Origin of the sequence: Burkholderia sp. AU32262, from assembly GCF_020419985.1 — a bacterium.
GTDB classification, from domain to species: Bacteria; Pseudomonadota; Gammaproteobacteria; order Burkholderiales; family Burkholderiaceae; genus Burkholderia; species Burkholderia semiarida.
In genome coordinates this window covers 57,393-80,225 of record NZ_JAIZRS010000019.1, presented here as the reverse complement: position 1 = coordinate 80,225, position 22,833 = coordinate 57,393, and the positions used below count along the sequence as shown (strand labels likewise).

The window sequence follows — 22,833 nt, the reverse complement described above, 5'->3', positions numbered from 1 at the left end:
CCTCAGCGGGGCATAGATGAGCAGGTGACGACGCTGAATACAACGGACGACGCTACGCCTTGTCGCTCGGGACTATCGGTGATCGTGTCGCCGTTATCGAGTTCGCTGCCAACGAATGCGAGCGGCGCGAAGCCGGGCCCGTCGGCCAGACCCAGACCGGTCGTGACGCGCGCGGTTGAACCGTCCGGATAGTGGATCAGGTCGCCCACCGTGGCAGCTTTGCCCAAGTGCGGCGCTACTTCCCATGTGCTGGACGGCTCGCGCAATGCACCGCCGCGCGCTGTTGTCGCGCCACGTACCGCCAGTCTGTAGGTGGGCGGCGCGGGTGGAGGCACATAGGTCGGATCGAACAGGCCCGCAACGCTTTGCCCATCCCGCACGTGAATGCCCCATGAGGTGCGCAGCGTTTCGGTAATGCGGTCACCGTTGCTCAACCGGCTGCCGACCAGCGCGAACGGCTTGCCTCCGCTATGGTTGTTTCCCGCGCCGTCGATAATCGAGGCTTCGCTGCCGTCGTCATAGGCCACTACGTCGCCGACGCAGGCGACTTCCAATCCAGCCAGGGTCAGGCCACTGGTTGCGGTGGTGATGCGTCCACCGCGTTCCGTGAGTGCGCCAACGGTGGCGAAAAGATGGGTCGGTGCTTTGGGTTCGTTTTTCATCCGGCTTCCCTGTCTCAGTAAATGGAATGGCTGCCTATAGACGCTATTCCAGATAAGAAACGTCGATCAATCGGACGAATATGATTCAGAGCTGTTAACTTCTATTACTTGTTCCGTTCGGCCTGTTGCATTGACCGCGCGCGCGAATGCGCTAGCTCAATCGCGGATGCTCAGTCCCTGCGCCCGCGCAGCAAGAACTTCTGCAACTTGCCCGTCGGCGTGCGCGGCAGCGCCTGCACGAACGTGAATTCGCGCGGGATCTTGTACGCCGCGAGCCGCTCGCCGCAGAACGTGCGCAGCGCATCCGCATCGGGCGCGGCGTTCGCCCGCATCACGACGTGCGCGACGACCGTCTCGCCCCAGTCCGGATGCGGAACGCCGACGACGGCCGCTTCCACGATGTCCGGATGCGCGCCGAGCACGTCCTCCACTTCCTTCGAATAGACGTTCTCGCCGCCGGTGACGATCATGTCCTTCAGCCGGTCGACGATGAACAGATAGCGATCCTGATCGATCCGCGCGATGTCGCCGGTGCGATACCAGCCGCCCGGCGCGAATGCGGCGTGCGTGGCGGCCGCGTCGTCGAGATAGCCGAGCATCATGCTGTCGGCCTTCAACCAGATCTCGCCGGTCTCGCCCGGCCGCGCATCGACGCCGTCCATCCGCACCACCCTCAGGTCGACGCCCGGGCCGCCGTGGCGGCCTATCGAGCCGGCCTTCGCGATCTGCTCGTCCGGATACAGCGTCGTGCCGGCGGGCCCCGCTTCCGTCATTCCGTACACCTGAAAGAACGCGTGACTGCGATACGCACGGGCAAGCCGTTCGGCCTGCGCGGCGCCGATCGGACCGCCGCCGTACAGCCACGCGCGCACGCTGGACAGGTCGAACGCCGCGAAGCCGTCGATCGTGTCGAGCGGCAGCGTGTACGACACCGGCGCGCCGAAATACAGCGTCACGCGCTCGCGCTCGACGGTCTGCAGGAAGCGCAGCGGATGGTATTCGCGCAGCAGCACGACGGTGCCGCCCGCATACAGCGTGCCGCCGAACCAGTTGTTCAGCGGCGACGAATGCCAGATCGGCATCGCCATCAACGTGCGTTCGTCACGGCCGATGCCGGTCGCGAGCGCCGCCTGCATCGCCGCGAGCGTCACCGTGCGATGACTGTGCACGCAACCCTTCGGGCGGCCGGTCGTGCCGGACGTGTAGAGGATCTGCGCGATGTCGCCGTCGGCCGGCTCGATGCCCGCCAGGCCGTCCATCGTCGCGCACATCGTGTCGAAGTTCGGCACGCCGTCGAGCTCGCCCTCGGTCACGAGCCGCCGCGCCGGATGCACGACGCGCTCGACCACCGGCGCGAGCGCCACGTCGAACAGCAGCGCGGTGCTGCGGCTGTGTTCGAGCACGTAGTCGACTTCCGGCGCCTGCAGCTTGTGGTTGATCGGCACGAACGCCGCGCCGAGCCGCCATGCGCCGAACATCAGGTCGACGAAGGCCGGCGTGTTGGAGCACATCGCGGCGACGCGGTCGCCGGCCGCGACGCCGAGCGCGCTCAGCACGGCCGCCGCGCGGTGCGAACGCTCGCGCGCGGCCGCATACGTGATCGTCGCGGATTCGCTGACGAGGAACGGTTTGTCGGGCGTCGCACGGGCGGCGCGGTCGAGGGCGGCGACGAGATTCATCGAGGCTCCGGGCGGGCGAACGGCCGCGAATTCGGGTGAAGGGGCCGGCGTCAGGCCGGGTACGCGCGCTGCAGCAGCGCGGCGACGTCGATCGCATGCGGATCGAAGCCGCCCGCGATGCGTCCCCAGTCGGGCGCCGCGAGCCGCGTCGCGACGAACGCGTCGGCGACCGCCGCCGGCGCATCGCGACGCAGCAGGCACGCCTGCGCGACGAGCGCGAGCCGTTGCGCGAACACGCGGCCCGACGCTTCGAGCGTGTCGGCCGGGGCGGCGAGCATCGCGCGCAGCGCGTCGAGCGCCGCGCGAATGCGCGGTTCACCCGCACCGAGGTCGGCCAGTTCGTCGAACAGCGCGGCGGCCGCGTCTGGCTCGCGCGACACCGCGCGCAGCACGTCGAGGCACATCACGTTGCCCGAGCCTTCCCAGATCGAGTTGACGGGCGCCTCGCGGAAGAGGCGCGCGATCGGGCCGTCGTCGACGTAGCCGTTGCCGCCGAACACTTCCATCACCTCGCCGGTCAGCTCGACCGCGCGCTTGCAGACCCAGAATTTCGCCGCGGGCGTGACGATCCGTTTCCATGCGCGTTCGCGCGGCGAGTCGTCGCGCTCGAACGCGTCGGCGAGCCGCATCGCGAGCGACAGCGCCGCTTCGCTCTCGAGCGCGAGATCGGCGAGCACGGTGCGCATCAGCGGCTGCTCGGCGAGCGCGCGGCCGAACGCATGGCGCTGGCGCGTGTACGCGATCGCCTGCACGACGCCCTGGCGCAGCATCGCCGCGCTGCCGAGCACGCAGTTCAGCCGCGTGTACGTCGCCATCTCGATGATGGTCGGAATGCCGCGGCCTTCGTCGCCGAGCATGATTCCCCACGCGTCGTTCAGCTCGATCTCGCTGCTCGAGTTGCTGCGGTTGCCGACCTTGTTCTTCAGCCGCTGGATCTCGACCGCGTTCTTCGTGCCGTCCGGCCGCCAGCGCGGCACGTAGAAGCACGACGGGCCGCCGGCTTCGGTGCGCGCGACGACGAGGTGCGCGTCGCACATCGGCGCGGAGAAGAACCACTTGTGGCCGCGCAGCCGGTATTCGCCGCCGCGCCCGCCCGCGCCGACCGGCGTGGCGAGCGTCGTGTTCGCGCGCACGTCGGAGCCGCCCTGCTTCTCGGTCATGCCCATGCCGAACCAGATCGCGCGCTTGGCGGCGATCGGCACGTCGCGCGGATCGTAATCGTCGCTGTAGAGCTTGTCGCGCAGCAGGTCCCACAGCGCGGGTTCCTTTTGCAGCACGGGGATCGCGGCCTGCGTCATCGTCGCCGGGCACAGCGTGCCGGCCTCGATCTGGCCGTGCAGATAGAAGCCGGCGGCCGTCGCGGCCCAGCGGCCGCGGCGCGACTCGCGGAACGCGAGCGACACGAAGCCTTCGCGGCGGTACTGGCCGAGCAGCGCGTGCCAGGCGGGGTGGAAGTCGACGCGATCGATGCGCCGGCCGCGCCGGTCGAACGCGTTCAGCTCCGGTGTGTGCCGGTTCGCTTCGTCGGCGAGTTGCGCGGTGTCGGCGCTGCCGAGCCGCGCGCCGTACGCGTCGAGCTGCGGCACGGCCCAGTCGGCGCCGGCCCGGACGAGCGCGTCGCGCAGCGCGAGATCCGTCGCGAAGAGGTTATAGTCGACGAGTTCGTCGAACTGGTTCGTGACGGCGTGAGTCGGGTCGGTCATCGCGGTTGTCTCCGGTCTCGTGCTTCGCGGTCAGCCGGCGTCGTGCCGCGCAAGGCGCTTCGGCGCGGGTTCCGGCTGCCGGTAAAACGTGTTCCCTGCTGAATTCAGAGTAGCAAATATGCCGCCGCGACATGTTCAGGTTCCGGCGCCGCCCGGCTCGCCGGCGGCGCAACCCGCGCCCGCGTTGCGCCGCCGGCCGCGCCAGTCGCGCGCGCAGGCGAGCTCCGACGCGCTGCAACAGGCGTTCGTTCAGCTTTTGCTCGAACGCGGCTACGCGAAGGCGACGATCCGCGAGATCGCGGCCGTCGCGGGCGTCAGCATCGGCACCTTCTACGAGTATTTCGGCGACAAGCAGAGCCTCGCGGCGCTCTGTATCCACCGCCGCGTGCTGGCGCTGGCCGACCGGCTGCGCGACACGGCGCAGCGGCTGCGCGGCGCGCCGCGGGCGGCGCTCGCCGCCGCGCTGGTCGACCTCCAGGTCGATGCGGTCGCCGCCGACGCGGCGCTCTGGGGTGCGCTGTTCGCGCTGGAGCGGCAGGTGTCGCCGCTGGCCGCGTATCGCCGGCATTACGACGCCTATGTCGCGCTGTGGCGCGATGCGCTCGCGCACGCGGCCGATCCGCCGCCGGCCGAACGGCTCGACGGGATCGCGCGGATGGCCCAGACGATCTGTTACGGCGGGCTGTCGCAGGCGCTGCTGACGCTCGGGCCCGCGCTCGATTTCGCCGCGCAACGCCGCGAACTGCGGGCCGTGCTGCTCGCGTATCTCGCGGCGGCCGACGCCTAGCCTTTCATAGGGAAAATGCCGGATTTGCATGTCGGCCCGTCGAGCCGGCCGTGCCGTTGCGTGCTTTTCCCGGCGAGCCATGAGAAAAATGCATGGCCGCCATGACGAACTTTCGATTGTCCGCCGATATTGGCTCGGGCTAAATCATGCGGCAGATGCGGTGCCGCGCATGGCGCCGCCCGCCCGAAGGACATCAGGAGGAGGAGTCATGCGAAGCGCCACCGCGCCCCGTTCGAAACTGCCCGACGTCGGGACGACGATCTTCACGGTGATCGGCCAACTGGCTGCTCAACACGACGCGTTGAACCTGTCGCAGGGCGCGCCGAATTTCGCGCCCGATCCGGCGCTCGTCGAAGGCGTCGCGCGCGCGATGCGCGACGGTCACAACCAGTACGCGCCGATGGCCGGCGTGATCGCGCTGCGCGAGCGGCTCGCCGAGAAGACAGAGGCGCTGTACGGCGCGCGCTACGACCCGGCGACCGAGATCACGGTGATCGCGAGCGCGAGCGAAGGGCTCTATGCGGCGATCAGCGCGCTCGTGCATCCGGGCGACGAGGTGATCTATTTCGAGCCGTCGTTCGACAGCTATGCGCCGATCGTGCGGCTGCAGGGCGCGACGCCGGTCGCGATCAAGCTGTCGCCCGAGCATTTCCGCGTGAACTGGGACGAGGTGGCCGCGGCCATCACGCCGCGCACGCGGATGATCATCGTCAACACGCCGCACAACCCGACCGCGACCGTGTTCTCCGCCGACGATCTGGAGCGGCTCGCGCAGCTCACACGCGACACGGGGATCGTGGTGCTGTCCGACGAAGTCTACGAACACGTCGTGTTCGACGGCGCGCGGCACCAGAGCGTCGCGCGCCACCGCGAGCTGGCCGAGCGCAGCGTGATCGTGTCGTCGTTCGGCAAGTCGTTCCACGTGACCGGCTGGCGGGTTGGCCATTGCCTCGCGCCGGCCGAACTGATGGACGAGATCCGCAAGGTGCATCAGTTCATGGTGTTCTCGGCCGACACGCCGATGCAGATTGCGTTCGCGGAAATCCTCGCGCGGCCGGACAGCTACCTCGGCCTGTCGGCGTTCTACCAGGCCAAGCGCGACCTGCTCGCGCGCGAGCTGGCCGAGTCGCGTTTCGAGCTGCTGCCGAGCGAAGGCTCGTTCTTCATGCTCGCGCGCTTTCGCCACTTCTCGGACGAAAGCGACAGCGACTTCGTGCTGCGCCTGATCCGCGACGCGCGGGTCGCGACGATTCCGCTGTCGGCGTTCTATACCGACGGCACCGACGCCGGCGTGATCCGGCTCAGTTTTTCGAAGGACGACGCGACGCTGGTCGAAGGCGCGCGGCGGCTGCGTTCGCTGTAGGACAACCGGCGGCGGAGACGTCGCATCGACCCGACCCAGGAGATCACAATGAAACACACGGCTACCCTCAAACTCGCGTTCGCACTCGCGTGCGCAAGCGGCGCCGGCGCGGCGCTCGCCGATGCGCCGACGCTGCGCTTCGGCCTCGAAGCGCAATACCCGCCGTTCGAATCGAAAGCGCCGAACGGCGACCTGCAGGGCTTCGACATCGACGTCGGCAATGCTGTCTGCCAGACGGCGAAGCTGTCGTGCAAATGGGTCGAGACTTCGTTCGACGGGCTGATTCCGGCGCTCAAGGGCCGCAAGTTCGACGCGATCAACTCGGCGATGAACGCGACCGAGCAGCGGCGCCAGGCGATCGACTTCACGACGATCATCTATCGCGTGCCGACCCAGTTGATCGCGCGCACCGGCAGCGGCCTGCTGCCGACGCCGGAATCGCTGAAGGGCAAGCGCGTGGGCGTGCTGCAGGCGTCGATCCAGGAGACCTTCGCGAAGGCGCACTGGGAGCCGGCCGGCGTCGCGGTCGTCGCGTACCAGGACCAGAACCAGGCGTATGCGGACCTGGTCGCGGGCCGCCTCGACGCGACGCTCGTGCTCGCGCCGTCCGGCCAGCGCGGCTTCCTGTCGCGCCCGGACGGCAAGGGCTTCTCGTTCGTCGGCCAGCCGGTGCACGACGACAGGATCCTCGGCAGCGGCATCGCATTCGGCCTGCGCAAGGGCGACGACGCGCTGAAGGCGAAGCTCGACGCGGCGATCGACAAGCTGAAGGCGGACGGTACGGTGAAGTCGCTCGGCCTGAAGTATTTCGGCGATATCGACATCTCGACGAAGTGAGCGGGCCGCGCACGATGCCGACCCCGAACCCGGGCGCCACGGGCAGCGAACCGGGCGGCAGGCCGCCGCCGGACGAGGCCGTCGATGCCGTGCTCGCCGCCGAACTGGGCGACGCGCTCGTCACGCGCGCGGCCGATATCGATCCGCGCTACTTCTCCGCGTACAACGAGCCGGCCGGCGTGCGGCCGCGTGCGCTGGTGCGCCCGCGCAACGTCGACGACGTGTCGCGCACGCTCGCGCTGTGCACGCGGCTCGGCCAGCCGGTCGTGCCGCAAGGCGGACTGACGGGGCTCGCGCGCGGCGCGGTCGCGCTGGGCGGCGAGGTCGTGCTGTCGATGGAGCGCTTCGCGGGCGTCGACGCGCTCGACGCGGCGGCCGGCACGATCACCGTGCGCGCGGGCACGCCGCTGCAGACGGTGCAGGAAGCCGCGCACGCGGCGGGTTTCACGTTCGGCGTCGATCTCGGCGCGCGCGGCTCGTGCCAGATCGGCGGCATGCTCGCGACCAATGCGGGCGGCACGCGCGCGATCCGCTACGGGATGATGCGCGAGCAGGTGCTCGGGCTCGAGGCCGTGCTCGCGGACGGCACGGTCGTGTCGTCGATGAACCGGATGCTGAAGAACAACGCGGGCTACGACCTGAAGCAGCTCTTCATAGGCAGCGAAGGGACGCTCGGCGTCGTCACGCGCGCGGTGCTGCGGCTGCATCCGTTGCTGGCGGCGCCGGCCACGGCGCTCTGCCGCGTGCGCGACTACGAGGCGGTGGTCGCGCTGTGGAATCGTGTCCGCACGCTGCCGGAAGTCGTCAGCTTCGAGGCGATGTGGCCGGCGTTCTACGACTACGTCGCGCGCCATACGCCCGGTGTGTCGGCGCCGTTCGTCGGCGCTGGCGGCTTCGTGGTGTTGATCGAATGCGCGACGAGCGCGCCGGGCGGCGATGCGCACGAGGCGCTCGAAACCGAGCTGGGTGCGGGGTTCGATGCGGGGCTCGTCGACGATGCGGTGCTCGCGACTTCCGAGCGGCAGGCGCGGGACTTGTGGACGCTGCGCGAAGGCCTCGCGATCGATGCGCTGCCCAATCTCGTCAACTTCGACGTGAGCTTGCCGACGGGCGAACTCGGCGCGTTCGCCGAACGCTGCGAGGCGGCGTTGCGGGCGCGCTGGCCGGCGCTCACGTGCCTGTTCTTCGGCCATGTCGGCGACGGCAACGTGCATATCGGCGTGTCGCTGACCGACATGACCGACGCGGACGCCGACGCGCTCGATCACTGCGTGTATGCGGTGGTGCGCGACATGGGCGGCTCCGTGTCGGCCGAGCACGGGATCGGCGCGCTCAAGCGTCCTTATCTCGCGCACACGCGCAGCGACGCGGAAATCGGGCTGATGCGGCGCCTGAAGGCCGCGCTCGACCCGCGCGGCATCCTGAATCCCGGCAAGGTGCTTTGACGCGGCCGGCGCCCGCCGCCCGCCGCCGGCGGAAAACGGCCGGCGCGACGCGTCAGCCGTCCACCCAGCGCAGCGCGCCGATCTTCAGGTGTTCGACGACGCTGCGCGCCCAGTCGAGCTCCGCATTGAGCAGCACGAGCGCATGTTCGTTCTGCAGCAGGAACAGGCGCGGCACCTGGTCGGCCTGCGCGGCGGCGCGCAGCGCTTCCAGCCGCTCGCGCTCGGCGTCGAGCCGCGCGATACGCAGCTCGAGCTGGTGGCGCGCATCCTCGGCATCGAGCAGCGGCAGGAATGCGAGACCGGCGCCGAATGCCGGAAATTCACGGGCGGGCTCCGCGAGCAGCGCATGCAGCCACGCCTGCCCCGCCGTGTGCCCGGCTTCGGTCAGCGCATACACGGTGCGCTCCGGAAACGCGCCGTCGCGCTCGGTGTCGTGCACGGCGATCAGCCCGTCGCGCAGCAGGCGGTCGATCGTCTGGTAGAGGCTCGTGCGCTGCCGCACGTTGACGACTTCGTCGTACCCGCGGGCCTTCAGTTGCTGCAGCATCCCGTACGGATGCATCGGCGCTTCGGTGAGCGCCGCAAGGACGGCCAGCGCGAGTGGGGACGGGCGGCTCGTGGACATGAATAGTTAAAGTATGTCTAGTAATAATATAACTATTCTCGAGGAGACTATCTTGTTTGACAAGGGTTTCAGCCGAGGTGCGAGCGCTTCGCGGCCGGCGCGACGGTTTCCATCGTCGCGAGACCGTGCACGATGCCGCAATCCTCGACCGAATGCTCGCCCACGCACTGGCGGCGCAATTCAGTGAGCTGGTCGCGCAGATGCGTGAGTTCGGCGAGGCGCGCATCGACGTGTCCGATGTGATCGTCGAGCAGCGAATTGATCGAATCGCAGCGGTCGGCCGGCGTATCGGTGAGCCGCAGCAGCGCGCGGATTTCGTCGTGCGCCATGTCGAGCGCGCGGCAGTTGCGGATGAAGCGCAGCCGCTCGACGTGCACGTCGGTGTAGTTGCGGTAGTTCGAATCGGTGCGCTCCGCGTCCGGCATCAGACCCTCTTTCTCGTAGAAACGGATCGTCTCGGGCGTGCAGCGGGCCGCTTTGGCCAGTTCGCCAATCTTCATGCCTTTCTCCCGTGCAAGGGTTGACCTTGTAGTGGCTTCAGGGTGTTAACTCTACACCGTCAAGCCACAAAGGAGGTTGTCATGACCGACGCCAAGCGCACCCCCGACCCACGACACCGTCATGCCGGCGGCGCCGATGCGTGCTGCGCCGATGCGCGCGACCCGCAGACGGCGGCCGTGGCCGATGCGGTGCCGGCGGCCGGCGCGCGCGCGCACGGCCATGACCGCGATCACGATCATGGCCACGACCACGGGCACGATCACGCCGCACACGGCGACGCGGGTCATGACCACGATCACGACGAGGCGCGTGACGATACGCACGAGCATGGCGCCACGTGTTCGCACGACCACGCCGCGCATGACCATGTCGGCCACGGCCACGGCCACGGCCACGGCCACGGCCACGACCGCGGCCGCGGCCGCGGCCACGACCACGCTGCCGGCGACTGCTGCGCGCCGGCCGCGCTGACGCTCGCGCCGCTGCCGGTCGCGCAGGCGACCGCGTCGGGCCACGTGCGCTCTGCGTTCCGGATCATGCAGATGGACTGCCCGACCGAGGAAACGCTGATCCGCAAGAAGCTCGGCGGGATGAGTGAAGTGTCGGCGCTCGAATTCAACCTGATGCAGCGGATGCTGACCGTCGAGCACGTGCCCGGCGCGCAGCCGGCGATCGAAGGCGCGATCCGCACGCTCGGGATGACGCCGGAGGCCGCGACGGCCGATGCGCCGTCGGCGCCCACCGCGCCGCCGCCGGCGAAGCCGTGGTGGCCGCTGGCGCTCGCCGGCGTCGCCGCGATCGCGTCCGAAGGCGCGACCTGGGCCGGGCTGCCGGTGCGGCTGTCGGCGGCGCTCGCGCTCGCCGCGGTGCTCGCGTGCGGGCTCACCACGTACAAGAAGGGCTGGATCGCGATCCGCAACGGCAACCTGAACATCAACGCGCTGATGAGCATCGCGGTGACGGGCGCGATGGCGATCGGCCAGTGGCCGGAAGCCGCGATGGTGATGGTGCTGTTCACGATCGCCGAGCTGATCGAGGCGAAGTCGCTCGACCGCGCGCGCAATGCGATCCAGGGGTTGATGCAGCTCGCGCCGGACACCGCGACCGTGCAGCAGGCCGACGGCTCGTGGCGCACGATCGAGGCCGCGCAGGTCGCGCTTGGCGCCGTCGTGCGCGTGAAGCCGGGCGAGCGGATCGGGCTGGACGGCGAAGTCGTCGCGGGCCGCTCGACGGTCAACCAGGCGCCGATCACCGGCGAGAGCCTGCCCGTCGAAAAGGCGAGCGGCGATGCCGTGTACGCGGGCACGATCAACGAATCCGGTTCGTTCGAATACCGCGTGACGGCCGTCGCGGCCCACTCGACGCTCGCGCGGATCATCCACGCGGTCGAGGAAGCGCAGGGCGCGAAGGCGCCGACGCAGCGCTTCGTCGACCAGTTCGCGCGCGTCTACACGCCGATCGTGTTCGCGGTCGCGCTGCTGGTCGCGGTGGCGCCGCCGCTCGTGATGGGCGGCGCGTGGCACGACTGGATCTACCGCGCGCTCGTGCTGCTCGTGATCGCGTGCCCGTGCGCGCTGGTGATCTCGACGCCGGTGACGATCGTGTCGGGGCTCGCGGCCGCGGCGCGGCGCGGGATTCTCGTGAAGGGCGGCGTCTATCTGGAAGAAGGGCGCAAGCTCGCGTGGCTCGCACTCGACAAGACTGGCACGATCACGCACGGCAAGCCGGTGCAGACCGACTTCGACGTGCATGCGGACGACGCCGATGCGGCGCGCGTGCGGCACCTCGGCGCGAGCCTCGCGGCGCGCTCCGATCACCCGGTGTCGCAGGCGATTGCGGCCGCGGCCCGCGACGCCGGGACGACGGCATTCGCCGACGTGCAGGACTTCGAAGCGATCGTCGGGCGCGGCGTGCGCGGCACGATCGACGGCGCGCGCTATTGGCTCGGCAATCACCGGCTCGTCGAGGAGCTCGAGCGCTGCTCGGCGGCACTCGAGACGAAGCTCGACGCGCTGGAGCGGCAGGGCAAGAGCGTCGTCGTGCTGGTCGACGAAACGCGCGTGCTCGGTATCTTCGCGGTGGCCGACACGATCAAGGACACGAGCCGCGCCGCGATCGCCGATCTGCATGCGCTCGGCATCCGCACCGCGATGCTGACGGGCGACAACCCGCACACCGCCCAGGCGATCGCCAAGCAAGCGGGCATCGACGACGCGCGCGGCAACCAGTTGCCGGAAGACAAGCTCGCGGCGGTCGAGGAACTGTCCGCGGGCGGCGCGGGCGCGGTCGGGATGGTCGGCGACGGGATCAACGATGCGCCGGCGCTCGCGCGCGCCGACATCGGCTTCGCGATGGGCGCGATGGGCACCGACACGGCGATCGAGACGGCCGACGTCGCGCTGATGGACGACGACCTGCGCAAGATTCCCGCGTTCGTGCGGCTGTCGCGCGCGACGCACCGCGTGCTGGTGCAGAACATCGGCTTCGCGCTCGGCGTGAAGGTCGTGTTTCTCGGGCTCACCGTCGCGGGGCTCGGCACGATGTGGATGGCGGTCTTCGCGGACGCGGGCGCGAGCCTGATCGTCGTGGCCAACGGCTTGCGGCTGCTGTCGTCCTCCGGGGCGTTCGGCGGCGCACCGGCCAAGCGTTGAGGAGCGGGCGATGAGCTTTCTGAAACGGATTCTCGGCGGCCACGGCAGCGGGCACGGCAATAGCGGCCACGGCGGCGGGCATCACGGCGGGCCGCGCCAGGGCGGAAACGGCGGCCACGATGCGCGCGGCCGCGATCGCCACGGCTGGGGCTGGCAGGCGCCGGCCGACGCGGGCAACGGTGGTCAGGGCGGCAAGCTGGCGCTGAGCCAGCTTGCCTGCGCGGGCTGCGGCGCACTCAACGCGGCCGATGCACGCTTCTGCGCGCAGTGCGGCGCGGCGCAACGCGGCAAGGCCTGCAGCCGCTGTCACGCGGCGCTGGCGACCGACGCGCGGTTCTGTCCCGGCTGCGGAACGCAGGTGGCTTGAAGATATCCGCGCGTTCGTGCCGGCCGTGCATGAGCACAGGCCGGCACGCTTCGTTCGACGGCCGGCGCACCGGCATGGCCGATGTCGTCCCGGGCATGCTCGCGCCGGCAATATCGTCGCGGTCCGTCCAGATACGGCTCAGCGACGCACCTTCTACGCACCCTTTACTCAGCGCAACGGCAGGTGAATTTCGGTGCGCAGGTCGGCCGGCGCCGCGTCCATCGGCGTATTGAGGTACAGCTCGAACGGCGGCGCGTCGGCGGCTTCGCGGCCCGAGTGACGCAGCCAGTCGCCGTAGAGCCACTGGTAGGCCGTCTTCAGGTCCGCATACGGCCCGGTATGCAGCAGCACCGCGTATTCGCCGCCTGCGATCGTCGCACGCTCGACCGGCGGCACGGGCGCGACGTCCGGCACGCCGTCGGCCGGCATGATGCACGCTTTCGCGCGCAACTGTGCTTCGGGCGTCGTGTCCGGATCGTCGTAGAAAATCCCGATCATCTTCGCGCCCGGGCCGATCAGCCCGTGCTGCCCGGCCCACGCGCCGATCCGGCCGAACGCGTCGCCGACCTTCAGGTACGCGCCGGTATGCGCGACCGCGTAGCCGCGCAGTTCCGGCAGACGCCGGATCTCGACTTCATGCTTGAACATGTCTTCCTCTCCTCGCTGTAGTGGATAAATCGGCCGGTGTGTGCCCGTGCGGCGATGCTCCGCCGGCAACACGCCGTACGCGTCGCGAAACGCCCGCGCGAACGCGTGCGTCGACCCGTAGCCCGCGCGCCGCGCGATCTCGTCGAGCGGCCGCGCCGTGCAGACCAGATCCTCGGACGCCCGCACGATCCGCATCCGCCGCACCGTCAGCACGATCGATTCGCCGTACAGCGCGCGGTAGACGCGCTGCCAGTGATACGGCGACAGGCACGCGACTTCGGCGAGCCGGTTCAGGTCGAGCGGGCCGTCGAGATGCGCGCCGATGTACGCGTGAACACGCGCCACGCTGGCCGCGTAGCGAGCCCACGCGGGCGGATCGGTTTTCGTGTCGGCTGGGGGCATCGGCGTGTCCGAGCTGGAACCGACGCCACGGTAGCACGGGCCGAATGGACAAATCTTGCGGAAATGCGTAGCCGCCCGAAGTCCGTCCCCTTTTTATTTCACCGAAATGGGGTCTTGTCCCTCCGCGATCTATGACTAAAGTTAAAGACGGTGAAATCGGATGAACGCGTCATTTTTCTCGGGTAAGTTGCTCGCACGGGGCAGCACGCATTTCGAAGTACGCAGGTAGTTCGTCGATGTTCAATCGCAACGCCACGTTTTTCGGGAGAAGAAGAAATGGATGCTTCCAGCTTCATCACGTCGCTGCAGGCCACGCTAGGCGGATACCTGCCGAAGATCGCCGGCGCGATCGGCATCCTGGTGATCGGCTGGCTGATCGCCGTCGCGGTGCGGGCCGGCGCGCTCCGGCTGCTCAACGCGCTGAAGGTCGATCAGCGGATCACCGACAGCACCGGCCAGGGCGCGTGCGTCGAACGCATCATCGCCGGCGGCCTGTTCTGGCTCGTGCTGCTCGTCACCGCGGTGGGCATCTTCAACGTGCTCAACCTGTACGCGGTATCCAATCCGTTCTCGCTGCTCGTCACGCACATCGTCAACTACCTGCCGAACCTGATCGGCGGCGCGGCGCTGACGCTGATCGCGTGGCTGATCGCGTCGCTGCTGCGCAGCCTCGCGAACCGCGCGCTGAAGGCGAGCAAGGTCGACGCCACGCTGTCCGAAAGCGCCGGCATGCAGCCGATGAGCGGCTATCTCGGCGACGTGCTGTTCTGGCTCGTGATCCTGATGTTCCTGCCGGCGATCCTCGGCTCGTTCGCGCTGTCGGGCCTGCTGTCGCCGGTGCAGGGAATGGTCGACAAGCTGCTCGCGATCGTGCCGAACCTTTTCGCGGCCGCGGTGATCGGCTTCGTCGGCTGGGTCGTCGCGCGCGTGCTGCGCGGCCTCGTGACGAACCTGCTGGTCGCCGCCGGCGCGGACCGCCTCACGCAAGGAATCGACAGCCCGACGCCCGTGCGCGTGTCGAGCCTGGTCGGCACGATCGTCTACGTGTTCGTGTTCGTGCCGACGCTGATCTCCGCGCTCGACGCGCTGAAGATCGACGCGATCTCGATCCCCGCCACCAACATGCTGAACCAGTTCCTCGGCGCGGTGCCGGACATCGTCGCGGCGATCGTGATCGTGCTGGTCACGTTCTACTTCGCGCGCTTCGTCGCGTCGCTCGCGCAGAAGCTGCTGGAAGCCGCCGGCGTCGACGGGCTGCCGGCCGTGCTCGGCGTCGAGCGCGTGTTCTCGGGCATCCTGCAGCCGTCGGTGCTGGTCGCGCGGCTGATCGTGTTCTTCGCGATGCTGTTCGCGTCGGTCGAAGCCGCGAACCGGCTCGGCTTCACGCAGGTGCGCGACGTCGTCACGCTGTTCATCGAATTCGGCGGCCACGTGCTGATGGGCGGCGTGATCCTCGTGATCGGCGTGTGGCTCGCGGGCCTCGCGCGCCGCGTGATCGAGCAGGCCGATCGCGAGCACAGCGTGCTGTTCGCGCGCATCGCGCAGTTCGCGATCCTCGGCCTCGTGTTCGCGATGGGGCTGCGCGCGATGGGCATCGCGAACGAAATCGTCCAGCTCGCGTTCGGCCTCGTGCTCGGCGCGATCGCGGTGGCCGTTGCGCTGTCGTTCGGCCTCGGCGGCCGGGAAGCGGCCGGCAAGCTGCTCGACCGCTGGTTCAACCAGCGCGGCGGCGGCCAGTAAGCATGCGCGATCCGGCCCGCATCGGAAGGGCCGGACCGGCGTTCCAGCCCGCGCGGCCGGCGTTTCCGCAAGCCTTCGGCAACCCGCGCGGCTGGCGTTTCAGCGAGCATTTCCGCAAGCGAAATGTCAGCCGCGATCTTTGCCGAATTTCGATAACACGTCGTTTAATGACTCTCTAGCATCGATTCTCAGTCGCGCGGGCCCGCAGGCCCGGCGCCCTTGAGGAGAGAGTCCGATGAAAGCAGAGTCGAATGGCCGGCCCGCCGCCGGCGCCAAGTCCTCCGGCCAGCCCGCGCTGCAGCAGACGCTCGGGACCTGGCAACTGTGGGGCATCGCGGTCGGCCTCGTGATTTCCGGCGAATACTTCGGCTGGAGCTACGGCTGGGCGAGCGCGGGCACGCTGGGTTTCGTGATCACCGCGCTGTTCGTCGCGGCGATGTACACCACCTTCATCTTCAGTTTCACCGAGCTGACGACGTCGATCCCGCACGCGGGCGGCCCGTTCGCGTATGCGCGCCGCGCGTTCGGCCCGACCGGCGGCTATCTGGCCGGCGCGGCGACGCTCGTCGAGTTCGTGTTCGCGCCGCCCGCGATCGCGCTCGCGATCGGCGCGTACCTGCACGTGCAGTTTCCGGGGCTCGAACCGAAACACGCGGCGATGGGCGCGTATCTCGTATTCATGGCGCTTAACATCGTCGGCGTGCAGATCGCGGCGACCTTCGAGCTCGTCGTCACGCTGCTCGCGATCTTCGAGCTGCTGGTGTTCATGGGCGTCGTGTCGCCGGGCTTCGCGTGGAGCAATTTCACGAAGGGCGGCTGGTCGGGCGCCGACCATTTCAGCCTGGGCGCGTTCCACGGGATGTTCGCGGCGATTCCGTTCGCGATCTGGTTCTTCCTCGCGATCGAGGGCGTCGCGATGGCCGCCGAGGAAGCGAAGAACCCGAAGCGCTCGATTCCGATCGCGTACGTGGCCGGGATCCTGACCCTCGTCGCGCTCGCGATCGGCGTGATGGTGTTCGCCGGCGGCGCGGGCGACTGGACCAAGCTCGCGAACATCAACGACCCGCTGCCGCAGGCGATGAAGTACATCGTCGGCGCGAACAGCGGCTGGATGCACATGCTGGTGTGGCTCGGGCTGTTCGGGCTCGTCGCGTCGTTCCACGGGATCATCCTCGGCTATTCGCGCCAGATCTTCGCGCTGGCCCGCGAAGGCTATCTGCCCGAATGGCTCGGGAAGGTGCATCCGCGCTTCAAGACGCCGCATCGCGCGATCCTCGCCGGCGGCGTGGTCGGGATCGCCGCGATCTACAGCGACGAGCTGATCCAGTTCGGCGGGCAGACGCTCACCGCGAACATCGTGACGATGTCGGTGTTCGGGGCGATCGTGATGTATATCGTCAGCATGGCGGCGCTGTTCAAGCTGCGCCGCTCGCAGCCGAACATGGCGCGGCCGTTCCGCGCGCCGCTGCACCCGATCTTCCCGGCGTTCGCGATCCTGGCGGCGCTCGTCTGCCTCGGTACGATGGTGTATTTCAACGGGCTGGTCGCGCTGGTGTTCATCGGCTTCCTCGCGGTCGGCTACGCGTACTTCCTCGCGACCCGTTCGCAGCGCGCGAGCGCCCCCGGCGACGCGCTGCTGGAGGAGTGAGCAGGATGACGACGGCGAACGTGAAAGGCCGTTCCTGACGGCATCCGGCGCGCCCCGTCGAACGGGCGCGCCGTCGGCTTTTGGCAAGGAGATTCGAACGATGTCCTATACGGAGACGATCGGTCCGCGCACGTACCGCTTCGCGGACCTGAAGACGCTGCTCGCGAAGGCGAGCCCGCTGCGTTCCGGCGATCAGCTCGCCGGCGTCGCGGCGGCGAGCGAGGAGGAGCGCGTCGCCGCGAAGATCGCGCTCGCGGGCGTGCCGCTGAAGGCGTTCCTGAACGAAGCGGTGATCCCGTATGAAGACGACGAGGTCACGCGCCTGATCATCGACGATCACGACGCGCACGCGTTCGCGGAGATCTCGCACCTCACCGTCGGCGATTTCCGCAACTGGCTGCTGTCGCCCGCGGCCGACGGCGCGGCGCTCGAACGGATCGCGCCGGGCCTCACGCCGGAGATGGTCGCTGCCGTGTCGAAGCTGATGCGCAACCAGGACCTGATCGCGGCCGCGAGGAAGCGCCGCGTGGTCACGCGCTTTCGCAACACGGTCGGGCTGGCCGGCCGGATGTCGGTGCGGCTGCAGCCGAACCACCCGACCGACGACGTGAAGGGCATCGCCGCGTCGATGCTCGACGGGCTGATGTACGGCTGCGGCGACGCGATGATCGGCATCAACCCGGCCACCGACAGCCTCGCGGCGATCGTGAAGCTGCTCGCGATGATCGACGGTTTCCGCGAACGCTACGGCGTGCCGACCCAGTCGTGCGTGCTCACGCACGTGACCAACACGATCGCGGCGATCGAGAAGGGCGCACCGGTCGATCTCGTGTTCCAGTCGATCGCGGGTACCGAGAAGGCGAACGCGAGCTTCGGGATCTCGCTCGCGCTGCTCGGCGAGGCGCGCGAGGCCGCGTTGGCGCTCAAGCGCGGCACGGTCGGCAACAATCTGATGTACTTCGAGACGGGACAGGGCAGCGCGCTGTCGGCGAACGCGCATTTCGGCGTCGACCAGCAGACCTGCGAAGTGCGCGCGTATGCGGTCGCGCGCAAGTTCGAGCCGTTCCTCGTGAACACGGTGGTCGGCTTCATCGGGCCCGAATACCTGTACGACGGCAAGCAGATCATTCGCGCGGGGCTCGAGGATCACTTCTGCGGCAAGCTGCTCGGCGTGCCGATGGGCTGCGACATCTGCTACACGAACCACGCGGAAGCCGACCAGGACGACATGGACACGCTGCTGACGCTGCTGGGCGCGGCCGGCATCAACTTCATCATGGGGATTCCGGGCGCGGACGACGTGATGCTGAACTACCAGAGCACGTCGTTCCACGACCAGCTCTATGTGCGCGAGGTGCTCGGCCTGCGCCGCGCGCCCGAATTCGAGGAATGGCTGGAGACGATGGAGATCGCCGACGCGCACGGCGCGCTGCGCGCGGCGTCGGCACGCGTGCCGCTGCTCGCGGGCGCGAACGACTGGATGGGGATTTCCGCATGAGCGACGCCGTCGAGAAGAACCCGTGGGCGCAACTGAAGTCGTTCACGAACGCGCGGATCGCGCTCGGCCGGGCGGGCAACAGCCTGCCGACCGCGCCGCTGCTGGCCTTCAACCTGTCGCATGCGCAGGCGCGCGACGCGGTGCACCAGCCGCTCGACGCGGATGCGCTGCGGCGCGAGATCGAGGCGGCCGGCCTGCTGCCGACGCTGCGCGTGCAGAGCGCCGCGCCCGATCGCGACCATTACCTGCGCCGGCCCGATCTCGGCCGCAAGCTGTCGGACGACAGCCGCGGGCTGCTGGCCGGCTACGGGGCGGCGCTCGACGAGGCGCCCGACGTCGTGTTCGTGGTCGGCGACGGGCTGTCGGCGTTCGCGGCCGCGAAGCAGGCGCTGCCGCTGTTGCAGGCCGTGCGGCCGCGGCTCGACGCGGACGGCTGGCGGATCGGCCCGGTGGTGGTCGCGACGCAGGCGCGCGTCGCGCTCGGCGACGAGATCGGCGAGCTGCTGCGCGCGAAGGTGGTCGCGGTGCTGATCGGCGAACGGCCGGGGCTCAGCTCGCCGGACAGCCTCGGCGTGTACCTGACGTGGGCGCCGAAGGTCGGCTGTCACGACGCGCTGCGCAACTGCATCTCGAACGTGCGGCCCGAAGGGCTGCCGCACGCGGCCGCCGCGCACAAGTTGCATTACCTGATGACGCATGCGCGCAGGCTCGGGCTGACGGGCGTCGGGCTGAAGGACGACAGCGACGCGCTGCTGCCGCCGGTGCAGGCGGAGCGGATCGGGGCGACTACCTGAACAGCCGTTCGCACAGGAAATCGACGAACACGCGCAGCTTCGGCGACAACTGCCGGCTCGACGGCCACACGATCGAGAACTGCCCCGGCGCGATCCGGTAGGCGTCGAGCACGGTGACGAGCGCGCCCTGCTCGAGCGCGTCGCGCGCGAGGAAGTCGGGCATGTAGCCGATGCCGAGCCCCGCGAGCACGGCGCCGCGCAGCGCCTCCATGTTGTTGCAGGTCATCGCGGTGCGCAGTGCGAGCGGCGTGCCGTCGTCGGCCGCGAGCGCCCAGTCCTGCAGCTTGCCGGTGGTCGGGAAGCAGTAGCGCACGCAGTCGTGCGCTTCGAGTTCGCGCGGCGTGCGCGGCGTGCCGGCCTGCGCGAGATACGCGGGCGTCGCGCATAGCACGAACGCGAACGGGCCGAGCCGCCGCGACATCAGGCTCGAATCGGACAGCGGGCCGCTGCGGATCACCGCGTCGAAGCCGCCTTCGACCACGTCGACCATTCGGTCGTTGAAATCGAGATCGAGCTCGACGTCCGGATAGCGCCGCCGGAATTCGGGCAGCACCGGCAGCAGGAAGCGGTAGCCGATCACCGGCAGGCTCACGCGCAGCTTGCCGCGCGGGCGCTGCGCGGACGCCGTCACGGTCGCCTCCGCGTCGCGGAAATCCTCGAGGATCCGCTGGCAGCGCTCGTAGAAATGCCGTCCCTCGTCGGTGAGCGTCACGCGTCGCGTCGTGCGGTTGAACAGGCGCACGCCGAGCGACTGCTCGAGCTTCGCGATCGTCTTGCCGACCGCCGACGCCGAGATACCGAGCGTGCGGCCGGCCGCGACGAAGCTCAGCGCTTCGGCGGTGCGGACGAACGCGACGATGCCGGTAAGGTTTTCCATCGAATGAAGGGCGTGCGGCGACGCACGCCAGCGGGTCAATTGCGGAATTTTAGTCCGTTATATGCGGAGCTTTGCGTGGTTTTTCGCGAATTGAATCCGATTTATCTTCTGTCGCTCTGATGGCGCATCCGCGCCGGCTTTTCGAGGAGCGATGATGGATCACCCGGTTTCAACTGCTTCAGCGCTGGCCGCGCGCCGCAGGGCATGGGTGCTGGCCGCCGTCTGCATGGCCGCCGTCGCGCTGCCGCTGTCGTTTTCCGGCGGCGCGGTCGCGACGCCGGCGATCGGCCGCGACCTGCACGGCAGCCCGGTCGCGATGAACTGGATCACCAACGCGTTCATGCTCGCGTTCGGCAGCTTCCTGATGGCGTCGGGCGCGCTGGCCGACCAGTTCGGCCGCAAGCGCCTGTTCGCGATCGGCGTCGGCGGCTTCACGCTGATGTCGGTCGCGCTCGCGTTCGCGCCGTCGATGCTCGCCGTTGACTTGCTGCGCGCCGCGCAAGGGCTCGCGGCGGCCGCGGCGCTGGCCGGCGGCACGGCCGCGCTCGCGCAGGAATTCGACGGCGCGGCGCGCACGCGTGCGTTCAGCCTGCTCGGCACGACCTTCGGGATCGGGCTCGCGTTCGGGCCCGTGCTCGCCGGCGGGCTGATCGGGCATTACGGCTGGCGCGCGATCTTCGTGACGAGCGCGGTGGCCGGCGTGCTGTCGCTCGCGTTCGGGCTGCCGCGCATGCGCGAGTCGCGCGACCCGCACGCAACGGGGCTCGACTGGCCCGGCACGGCCGCGTTCACGGCCGCGCTGACGCTGTTCACGTTCGGCGTGATCGAAGCGCCCGCGCGCGGCTGGTCGAGCGCGCTCGTGATCGCGTTGCTGGCCGGCGCGGCGCTCGGCGCGTGCGCGTTCGTGACGATCGAGACGCGCGTCGCGCGGCCGATGCTCGACCTGTCGCTATTTCGCATCGCGCGCTTCGTCGGCGTGCAGGTGCTGCCGGTGTCGACCTGCTGCTGCTACATCGTGCTGCTCGTCGTGCTGCCGCTGCGCTTCATCGGCATCGACGGCTTCAGCGAGATCGACGCCGGCTGGCTGATGCTCGCGATCTCCGCGCCGATGCTCTTCGTGCCGCTCGTCGCGGCGACGCTCACGCGCTGGCTGTCGGCCGGCGTGATTTCGGGGCTCGGGCTGCTGGTCGCGGCGGGTGGGCTCGTGTGGCTCGGCATCGCGCTGCGCGGCGGCGCGGGGCCGGCGGCGATCGCGCCGATGCTCGCGATCGGCGTCGGCGCCGGCATGCCGTGGGGGCTGATGGACGGGCTGTCGGTGAGCGTCGTGCCGAAGGAGCGCGCGGGGATGGCGACGGGCATTTTCAGCACGACGCGCGTGGCCGGCGAGGGGATTGCGCTGGCGATCGTCGGCGCGGTGCTGGCCGCGCTCGCGCAAACGGGCCTCGTGCAGGCGGCAGGAGCTGTCGGCGCGCCGGACGCGACGCTGCGCGCCGCCGCGCGGCTTGCGACCGGCGATCTCGCGGGCGCGGCTGCCGCGTTGCCGGGTGTCGGCCGTGCCGCGTTGATCGCGAGCTACACGCACGCCTTCGACCGGCTGCTGACCGGGCTGGCCGTCGTCACGGTGCTGTGCGCGGTGGTGGTGTTCGGGTTCCTCGGCGGGCGGGCGGCGGGCGAAGAAACGGGTGACGAGGCGGACGGCCACGCGCAGGCCGATATGTCGGCGCGCGGCCGCGTCGCGCCGGCCGGTGCGGAGACGCATGGGCGGTGAGCGTTGCAGCGCGGTGATTCGGCGGGTCGGCGGGTCGGCCCATCGACTCATCGGCGCATCGGCGCATCGGCACATCGGCACATCGGCACATCGGCACATCGGCACATCGGCACATCGGCACATCGGCGCATCGGCGCATCGGCGAATCGGCCCATCAGCCCATCAGCCCATCAGCCCATCAGCCCATCAGCCCATCAGCCCATCAGCCCATCAGCCCATCAGCCCATCAGCCCATCAGCCCATCAGCACATCAGCACATCAGCACATCAGCACATCAGCACATCAGCACATCAGCACATCAGCACATCAGCACATCAGCCCATCAGCACACCGGTCGACGCAGCCGCCGTACCCGCATGGTCCTCCGTCGATGAGCGCGTCACCCGCCGCGCATCACGCCAGCACGAGCGGCGGCAAGTCCGCATCCGTTCGCGCCTGCGCGCATTCCACGTCGATCACCAGACACCGCAGCGCATCCGGCCACAGGTCCGCGTGGCGTCGCGCATCCTCGTCGAGCGTCGCGCGGCCCTGCACGAGCCAGGTCGTCTGGCGCACGAAATCGACGAACAGCAACGCGATGGCCGGATTCACCAGCAGGTTGCCGATCGTGTTGAGCAGGTTGTTGCCCGCGAAGTCGGGCAGCACCAGCGTGCGGCGGTCCGGGATATCGACGAGCGGCGTGAACGAACCGTCGGCGCGCGGCTGGCGGCCGCGATACGAACAGTCGCCGTTGCCGGCCGCGTCGGCGGTCGCGACGATCAGGAAAGCCTGCTCGCGGATGAACGCGATGGCGTCGTCGGTCAGGGGGCCGCGATCGTTCATGGTGTCGGTCGGCGCG

Annotated in this window: 19 protein-coding genes; 11 read left to right on the top strand and 8 right to left on the bottom strand. The window is 69.4% G+C overall.

Going from position 1 to position 22,833, the window contains the following annotated elements; genetic code table 11:
- Positions 1–2: 2 nt before the first annotated feature.
- The 3 genes from LGN10_RS22535 to LGN10_RS22525 all read right to left on the bottom strand — a co-directional run bounded on the left by LGN10_RS22535 (position 3) and on the right by LGN10_RS22525 (position 4,044).
- Entirely contained in the window at positions 3–662 is a 660-nt protein-coding gene (locus LGN10_RS22535) for a PAAR domain-containing protein (RefSeq protein WP_089464432.1), read from the bottom strand.
- Between the two features lie 170 nt (positions 663–832).
- Entirely contained in the window at positions 833–2,341 is a 1,509-nt protein-coding gene (locus LGN10_RS22530; RefSeq protein WP_226225082.1) for a class I adenylate-forming enzyme family protein, read from the bottom strand.
- A gap of 50 nt (positions 2,342–2,391) precedes the next feature.
- Positions 2,392–4,044 (bottom strand): acyl-CoA dehydrogenase family protein, encoded by a 1,653-nt coding sequence (locus LGN10_RS22525; RefSeq protein WP_226225080.1) that lies wholly within the window; start codon positions 4,042–4,044, stop codon positions 2,392–2,394.
- Between the two features lie 118 nt (positions 4,045–4,162).
- Between LGN10_RS22525 and LGN10_RS22520 the strand changes: the two genes are divergently transcribed.
- From LGN10_RS22520 to LGN10_RS22505, 4 genes are all read left to right on the top strand, one after another.
- Complete coding sequence (locus tag LGN10_RS22520) at positions 4,163–4,831, top strand: TetR/AcrR family transcriptional regulator (protein WP_226225078.1); 669 nt, start codon at positions 4,163–4,165, stop codon at positions 4,829–4,831.
- 208 nt (positions 4,832–5,039) lie between these two features.
- Entirely contained in the window at positions 5,040–6,194 is a 1,155-nt protein-coding gene (locus LGN10_RS22515) for a pyridoxal phosphate-dependent aminotransferase (protein WP_059580538.1), read from the top strand.
- 48 nt (positions 6,195–6,242) lie between these two features.
- Positions 6,243–7,031 (top strand): ABC transporter substrate-binding protein, encoded by a 789-nt coding sequence (locus tag LGN10_RS22510; protein ID WP_059580541.1) that lies wholly within the window; start codon positions 6,243–6,245, stop codon positions 7,029–7,031.
- 14 nt (positions 7,032–7,045) lie between these two features.
- Positions 7,046–8,476, top strand: coding sequence for an FAD-binding oxidoreductase (locus LGN10_RS22505; RefSeq protein ID WP_226225077.1), 1,431 nt, complete (start codon positions 7,046–7,048; stop codon positions 8,474–8,476).
- A 52-nt stretch (positions 8,477–8,528) separates the two neighbouring features.
- Here the strand turns inward: LGN10_RS22505 and LGN10_RS22500 are convergent, their stop codons facing one another.
- Positions 8,529–9,101, bottom strand: a complete 573-nt coding sequence (locus LGN10_RS22500) for a PadR family transcriptional regulator (protein ID WP_226225075.1) — start codon at positions 9,099–9,101, stop codon at positions 8,529–8,531.
- Between the two features lie 68 nt (positions 9,102–9,169).
- Positions 9,170–9,601 carry a Cd(II)/Pb(II)-responsive transcriptional regulator gene (gene cadR, locus LGN10_RS22495; protein WP_006477300.1) on the bottom strand — a complete coding sequence of 144 codons (432 nt, stop codon included), beginning with the start codon at positions 9,599–9,601 and terminating at the stop codon, positions 9,170–9,172.
- Between the two features lie 81 nt (positions 9,602–9,682).
- On the opposite strand from cadR, the gene LGN10_RS22490 reads away from it, so the two are divergent.
- Together LGN10_RS22490 and LGN10_RS22485 are read left to right on the top strand one after the other, a co-directional pair.
- Positions 9,683–12,253 (top strand): heavy metal translocating P-type ATPase, encoded by a 2,571-nt coding sequence (locus LGN10_RS22490; RefSeq protein ID WP_226225073.1) that lies wholly within the window; start codon positions 9,683–9,685, stop codon positions 12,251–12,253.
- Positions 12,254–12,263: 10 nt separating this feature from the next.
- Complete coding sequence (locus LGN10_RS22485; protein ID WP_226225071.1) at positions 12,264–12,620, top strand: zinc ribbon domain-containing protein; 357 nt, start codon at positions 12,264–12,266, stop codon at positions 12,618–12,620.
- A 168-nt stretch (positions 12,621–12,788) separates the two neighbouring features.
- On the opposite strand, the gene LGN10_RS22480 is transcribed toward LGN10_RS22485, so the two are convergent.
- Positions 12,789–13,670: an AraC family transcriptional regulator gene (locus tag LGN10_RS22480; RefSeq protein ID WP_124658514.1), complete on the bottom strand. Its 882-nt coding sequence runs from the start codon at positions 13,668–13,670 to the stop codon at positions 12,789–12,791.
- 276 nt (positions 13,671–13,946) lie between these two features.
- Between LGN10_RS22480 and LGN10_RS22475 the strand changes: the two genes are divergently transcribed.
- The 4 genes from LGN10_RS22475 (at position 13,947) to eutC (ending at position 19,350) form a co-directional block, all read left to right on the top strand.
- On the top strand, positions 13,947–15,410 hold the full coding sequence (locus tag LGN10_RS22475) for a mechanosensitive ion channel (RefSeq protein WP_043888647.1): 1,464 nt from the start codon (positions 13,947–13,949) through the stop codon (positions 15,408–15,410).
- 235 nt (positions 15,411–15,645) lie between these two features.
- On the top strand, positions 15,646–17,058 hold the full coding sequence (eat, locus tag LGN10_RS22470; protein ID WP_226225069.1) for an ethanolamine permease: 1,413 nt from the start codon (positions 15,646–15,648) through the stop codon (positions 17,056–17,058).
- 100 nt (positions 17,059–17,158) lie between these two features.
- On the top strand, positions 17,159–18,556 hold the full coding sequence (locus LGN10_RS22465) for an ethanolamine ammonia-lyase subunit EutB (protein ID WP_059638468.1): 1,398 nt from the start codon (positions 17,159–17,161) through the stop codon (positions 18,554–18,556).
- Positions 18,553–19,350 carry an ethanolamine ammonia-lyase subunit EutC gene (gene eutC / locus LGN10_RS22460; protein WP_226225067.1) on the top strand — a complete coding sequence of 266 codons (798 nt, stop codon included), beginning with the start codon at positions 18,553–18,555 and terminating at the stop codon, positions 19,348–19,350. The genes LGN10_RS22465 and eutC overlap by 4 nt, the downstream gene beginning before the upstream one ends.
- Here the strand turns inward: eutC and LGN10_RS22455 are convergent.
- Positions 19,343–20,227 carry a LysR family transcriptional regulator gene (locus LGN10_RS22455; protein WP_059580572.1) on the bottom strand — a complete coding sequence of 295 codons (885 nt, stop codon included), beginning with the start codon at positions 20,225–20,227 and terminating at the stop codon, positions 19,343–19,345. The two genes, eutC and LGN10_RS22455, sit on opposite strands and share 8 nt — an antisense overlap.
- A 154-nt stretch (positions 20,228–20,381) precedes the next feature.
- On the opposite strand from LGN10_RS22455, the gene LGN10_RS22450 reads away from it, so the two are divergent.
- On the top strand, positions 20,382–21,995 hold the full coding sequence (locus LGN10_RS22450) for an MFS transporter (protein WP_226225066.1): 1,614 nt from the start codon (positions 20,382–20,384) through the stop codon (positions 21,993–21,995).
- A 393-nt stretch (positions 21,996–22,388) separates the two neighbouring features.
- On the opposite strand, the gene LGN10_RS22445 is transcribed toward LGN10_RS22450, so the two are convergent.
- The gene (locus tag LGN10_RS22445) at positions 22,389–22,817 is read right to left on the bottom strand and encodes a pyridoxamine 5'-phosphate oxidase family protein (protein WP_059580579.1); all 429 of its coding nucleotides are present in this window, start codon (positions 22,815–22,817) and stop codon (positions 22,389–22,391) included.
- Between the last annotated feature and the right edge of the window lie 16 nt (positions 22,818–22,833).

What these genes read in the sequence shown, in the direction of transcription:
- LGN10_RS22520 (WP_226225078.1), top strand. Translation starts at nt 4,163, where the DNA reads ATGCCGCCGCGACATGTTCAGGTTCCGGCGCCGCCCGGCTCGCCGGCG.
- LGN10_RS22475 (WP_043888647.1), top strand. Translation starts at nt 13,947, where the DNA reads ATGGATGCTTCCAGCTTCATCACGTCGCTGCAGGCCACGCTAGGCGGA.
- eutC (WP_226225067.1), top strand. Translation starts at nt 18,553, where the DNA reads ATGAGCGACGCCGTCGAGAAGAACCCGTGGGCGCAACTGAAGTCGTTC.
- LGN10_RS22505 (WP_226225077.1), top strand. Translation starts at nt 7,046, where the DNA reads ATGCCGACCCCGAACCCGGGCGCCACGGGCAGCGAACCGGGCGGCAGG.
- LGN10_RS22510 (WP_059580541.1), top strand. Translation starts at nt 6,243, where the DNA reads ATGAAACACACGGCTACCCTCAAACTCGCGTTCGCACTCGCGTGCGCA.
- LGN10_RS22500 (WP_226225075.1), bottom strand. Translation starts at nt 9,101, where the DNA reads ATGTCCACGAGCCGCCCGTCCCCACTCGCGCTGGCCGTCCTTGCGGCG.
- LGN10_RS22490 (WP_226225073.1), top strand. Translation starts at nt 9,683, where the DNA reads ATGACCGACGCCAAGCGCACCCCCGACCCACGACACCGTCATGCCGGC.
- LGN10_RS22455 (WP_059580572.1), bottom strand. Translation starts at nt 20,227, where the DNA reads ATGGAAAACCTTACCGGCATCGTCGCGTTCGTCCGCACCGCCGAAGCG.
- LGN10_RS22450 (WP_226225066.1), top strand. Translation starts at nt 20,382, where the DNA reads ATGGATCACCCGGTTTCAACTGCTTCAGCGCTGGCCGCGCGCCGCAGG.
- LGN10_RS22535 (WP_089464432.1), bottom strand. Translation starts at nt 662, where the DNA reads ATGAAAAACGAACCCAAAGCACCGACCCATCTTTTCGCCACCGTTGGC.
- LGN10_RS22445 (WP_059580579.1), bottom strand. Translation starts at nt 22,817, where the DNA reads ATGAACGATCGCGGCCCCCTGACCGACGACGCCATCGCGTTCATCCGC.
- LGN10_RS22465 (WP_059638468.1), top strand. Translation starts at nt 17,159, where the DNA reads ATGTCCTATACGGAGACGATCGGTCCGCGCACGTACCGCTTCGCGGAC.
- eat (WP_226225069.1), top strand. Translation starts at nt 15,646, where the DNA reads ATGAAAGCAGAGTCGAATGGCCGGCCCGCCGCCGGCGCCAAGTCCTCC.
- LGN10_RS22480 (WP_124658514.1), bottom strand. Translation starts at nt 13,670, where the DNA reads ATGCCCCCAGCCGACACGAAAACCGATCCGCCCGCGTGGGCTCGCTAC.
- LGN10_RS22515 (WP_059580538.1), top strand. Translation starts at nt 5,040, where the DNA reads ATGCGAAGCGCCACCGCGCCCCGTTCGAAACTGCCCGACGTCGGGACG.
- LGN10_RS22525 (WP_226225080.1), bottom strand. Translation starts at nt 4,044, where the DNA reads ATGACCGACCCGACTCACGCCGTCACGAACCAGTTCGACGAACTCGTC.
- cadR (WP_006477300.1), bottom strand. Translation starts at nt 9,601, where the DNA reads ATGAAGATTGGCGAACTGGCCAAAGCGGCCCGCTGCACGCCCGAGACG.
- LGN10_RS22485 (WP_226225071.1), top strand. Translation starts at nt 12,264, where the DNA reads ATGAGCTTTCTGAAACGGATTCTCGGCGGCCACGGCAGCGGGCACGGC.
- LGN10_RS22530 (WP_226225082.1), bottom strand. Translation starts at nt 2,341, where the DNA reads ATGAATCTCGTCGCCGCCCTCGACCGCGCCGCCCGTGCGACGCCCGAC.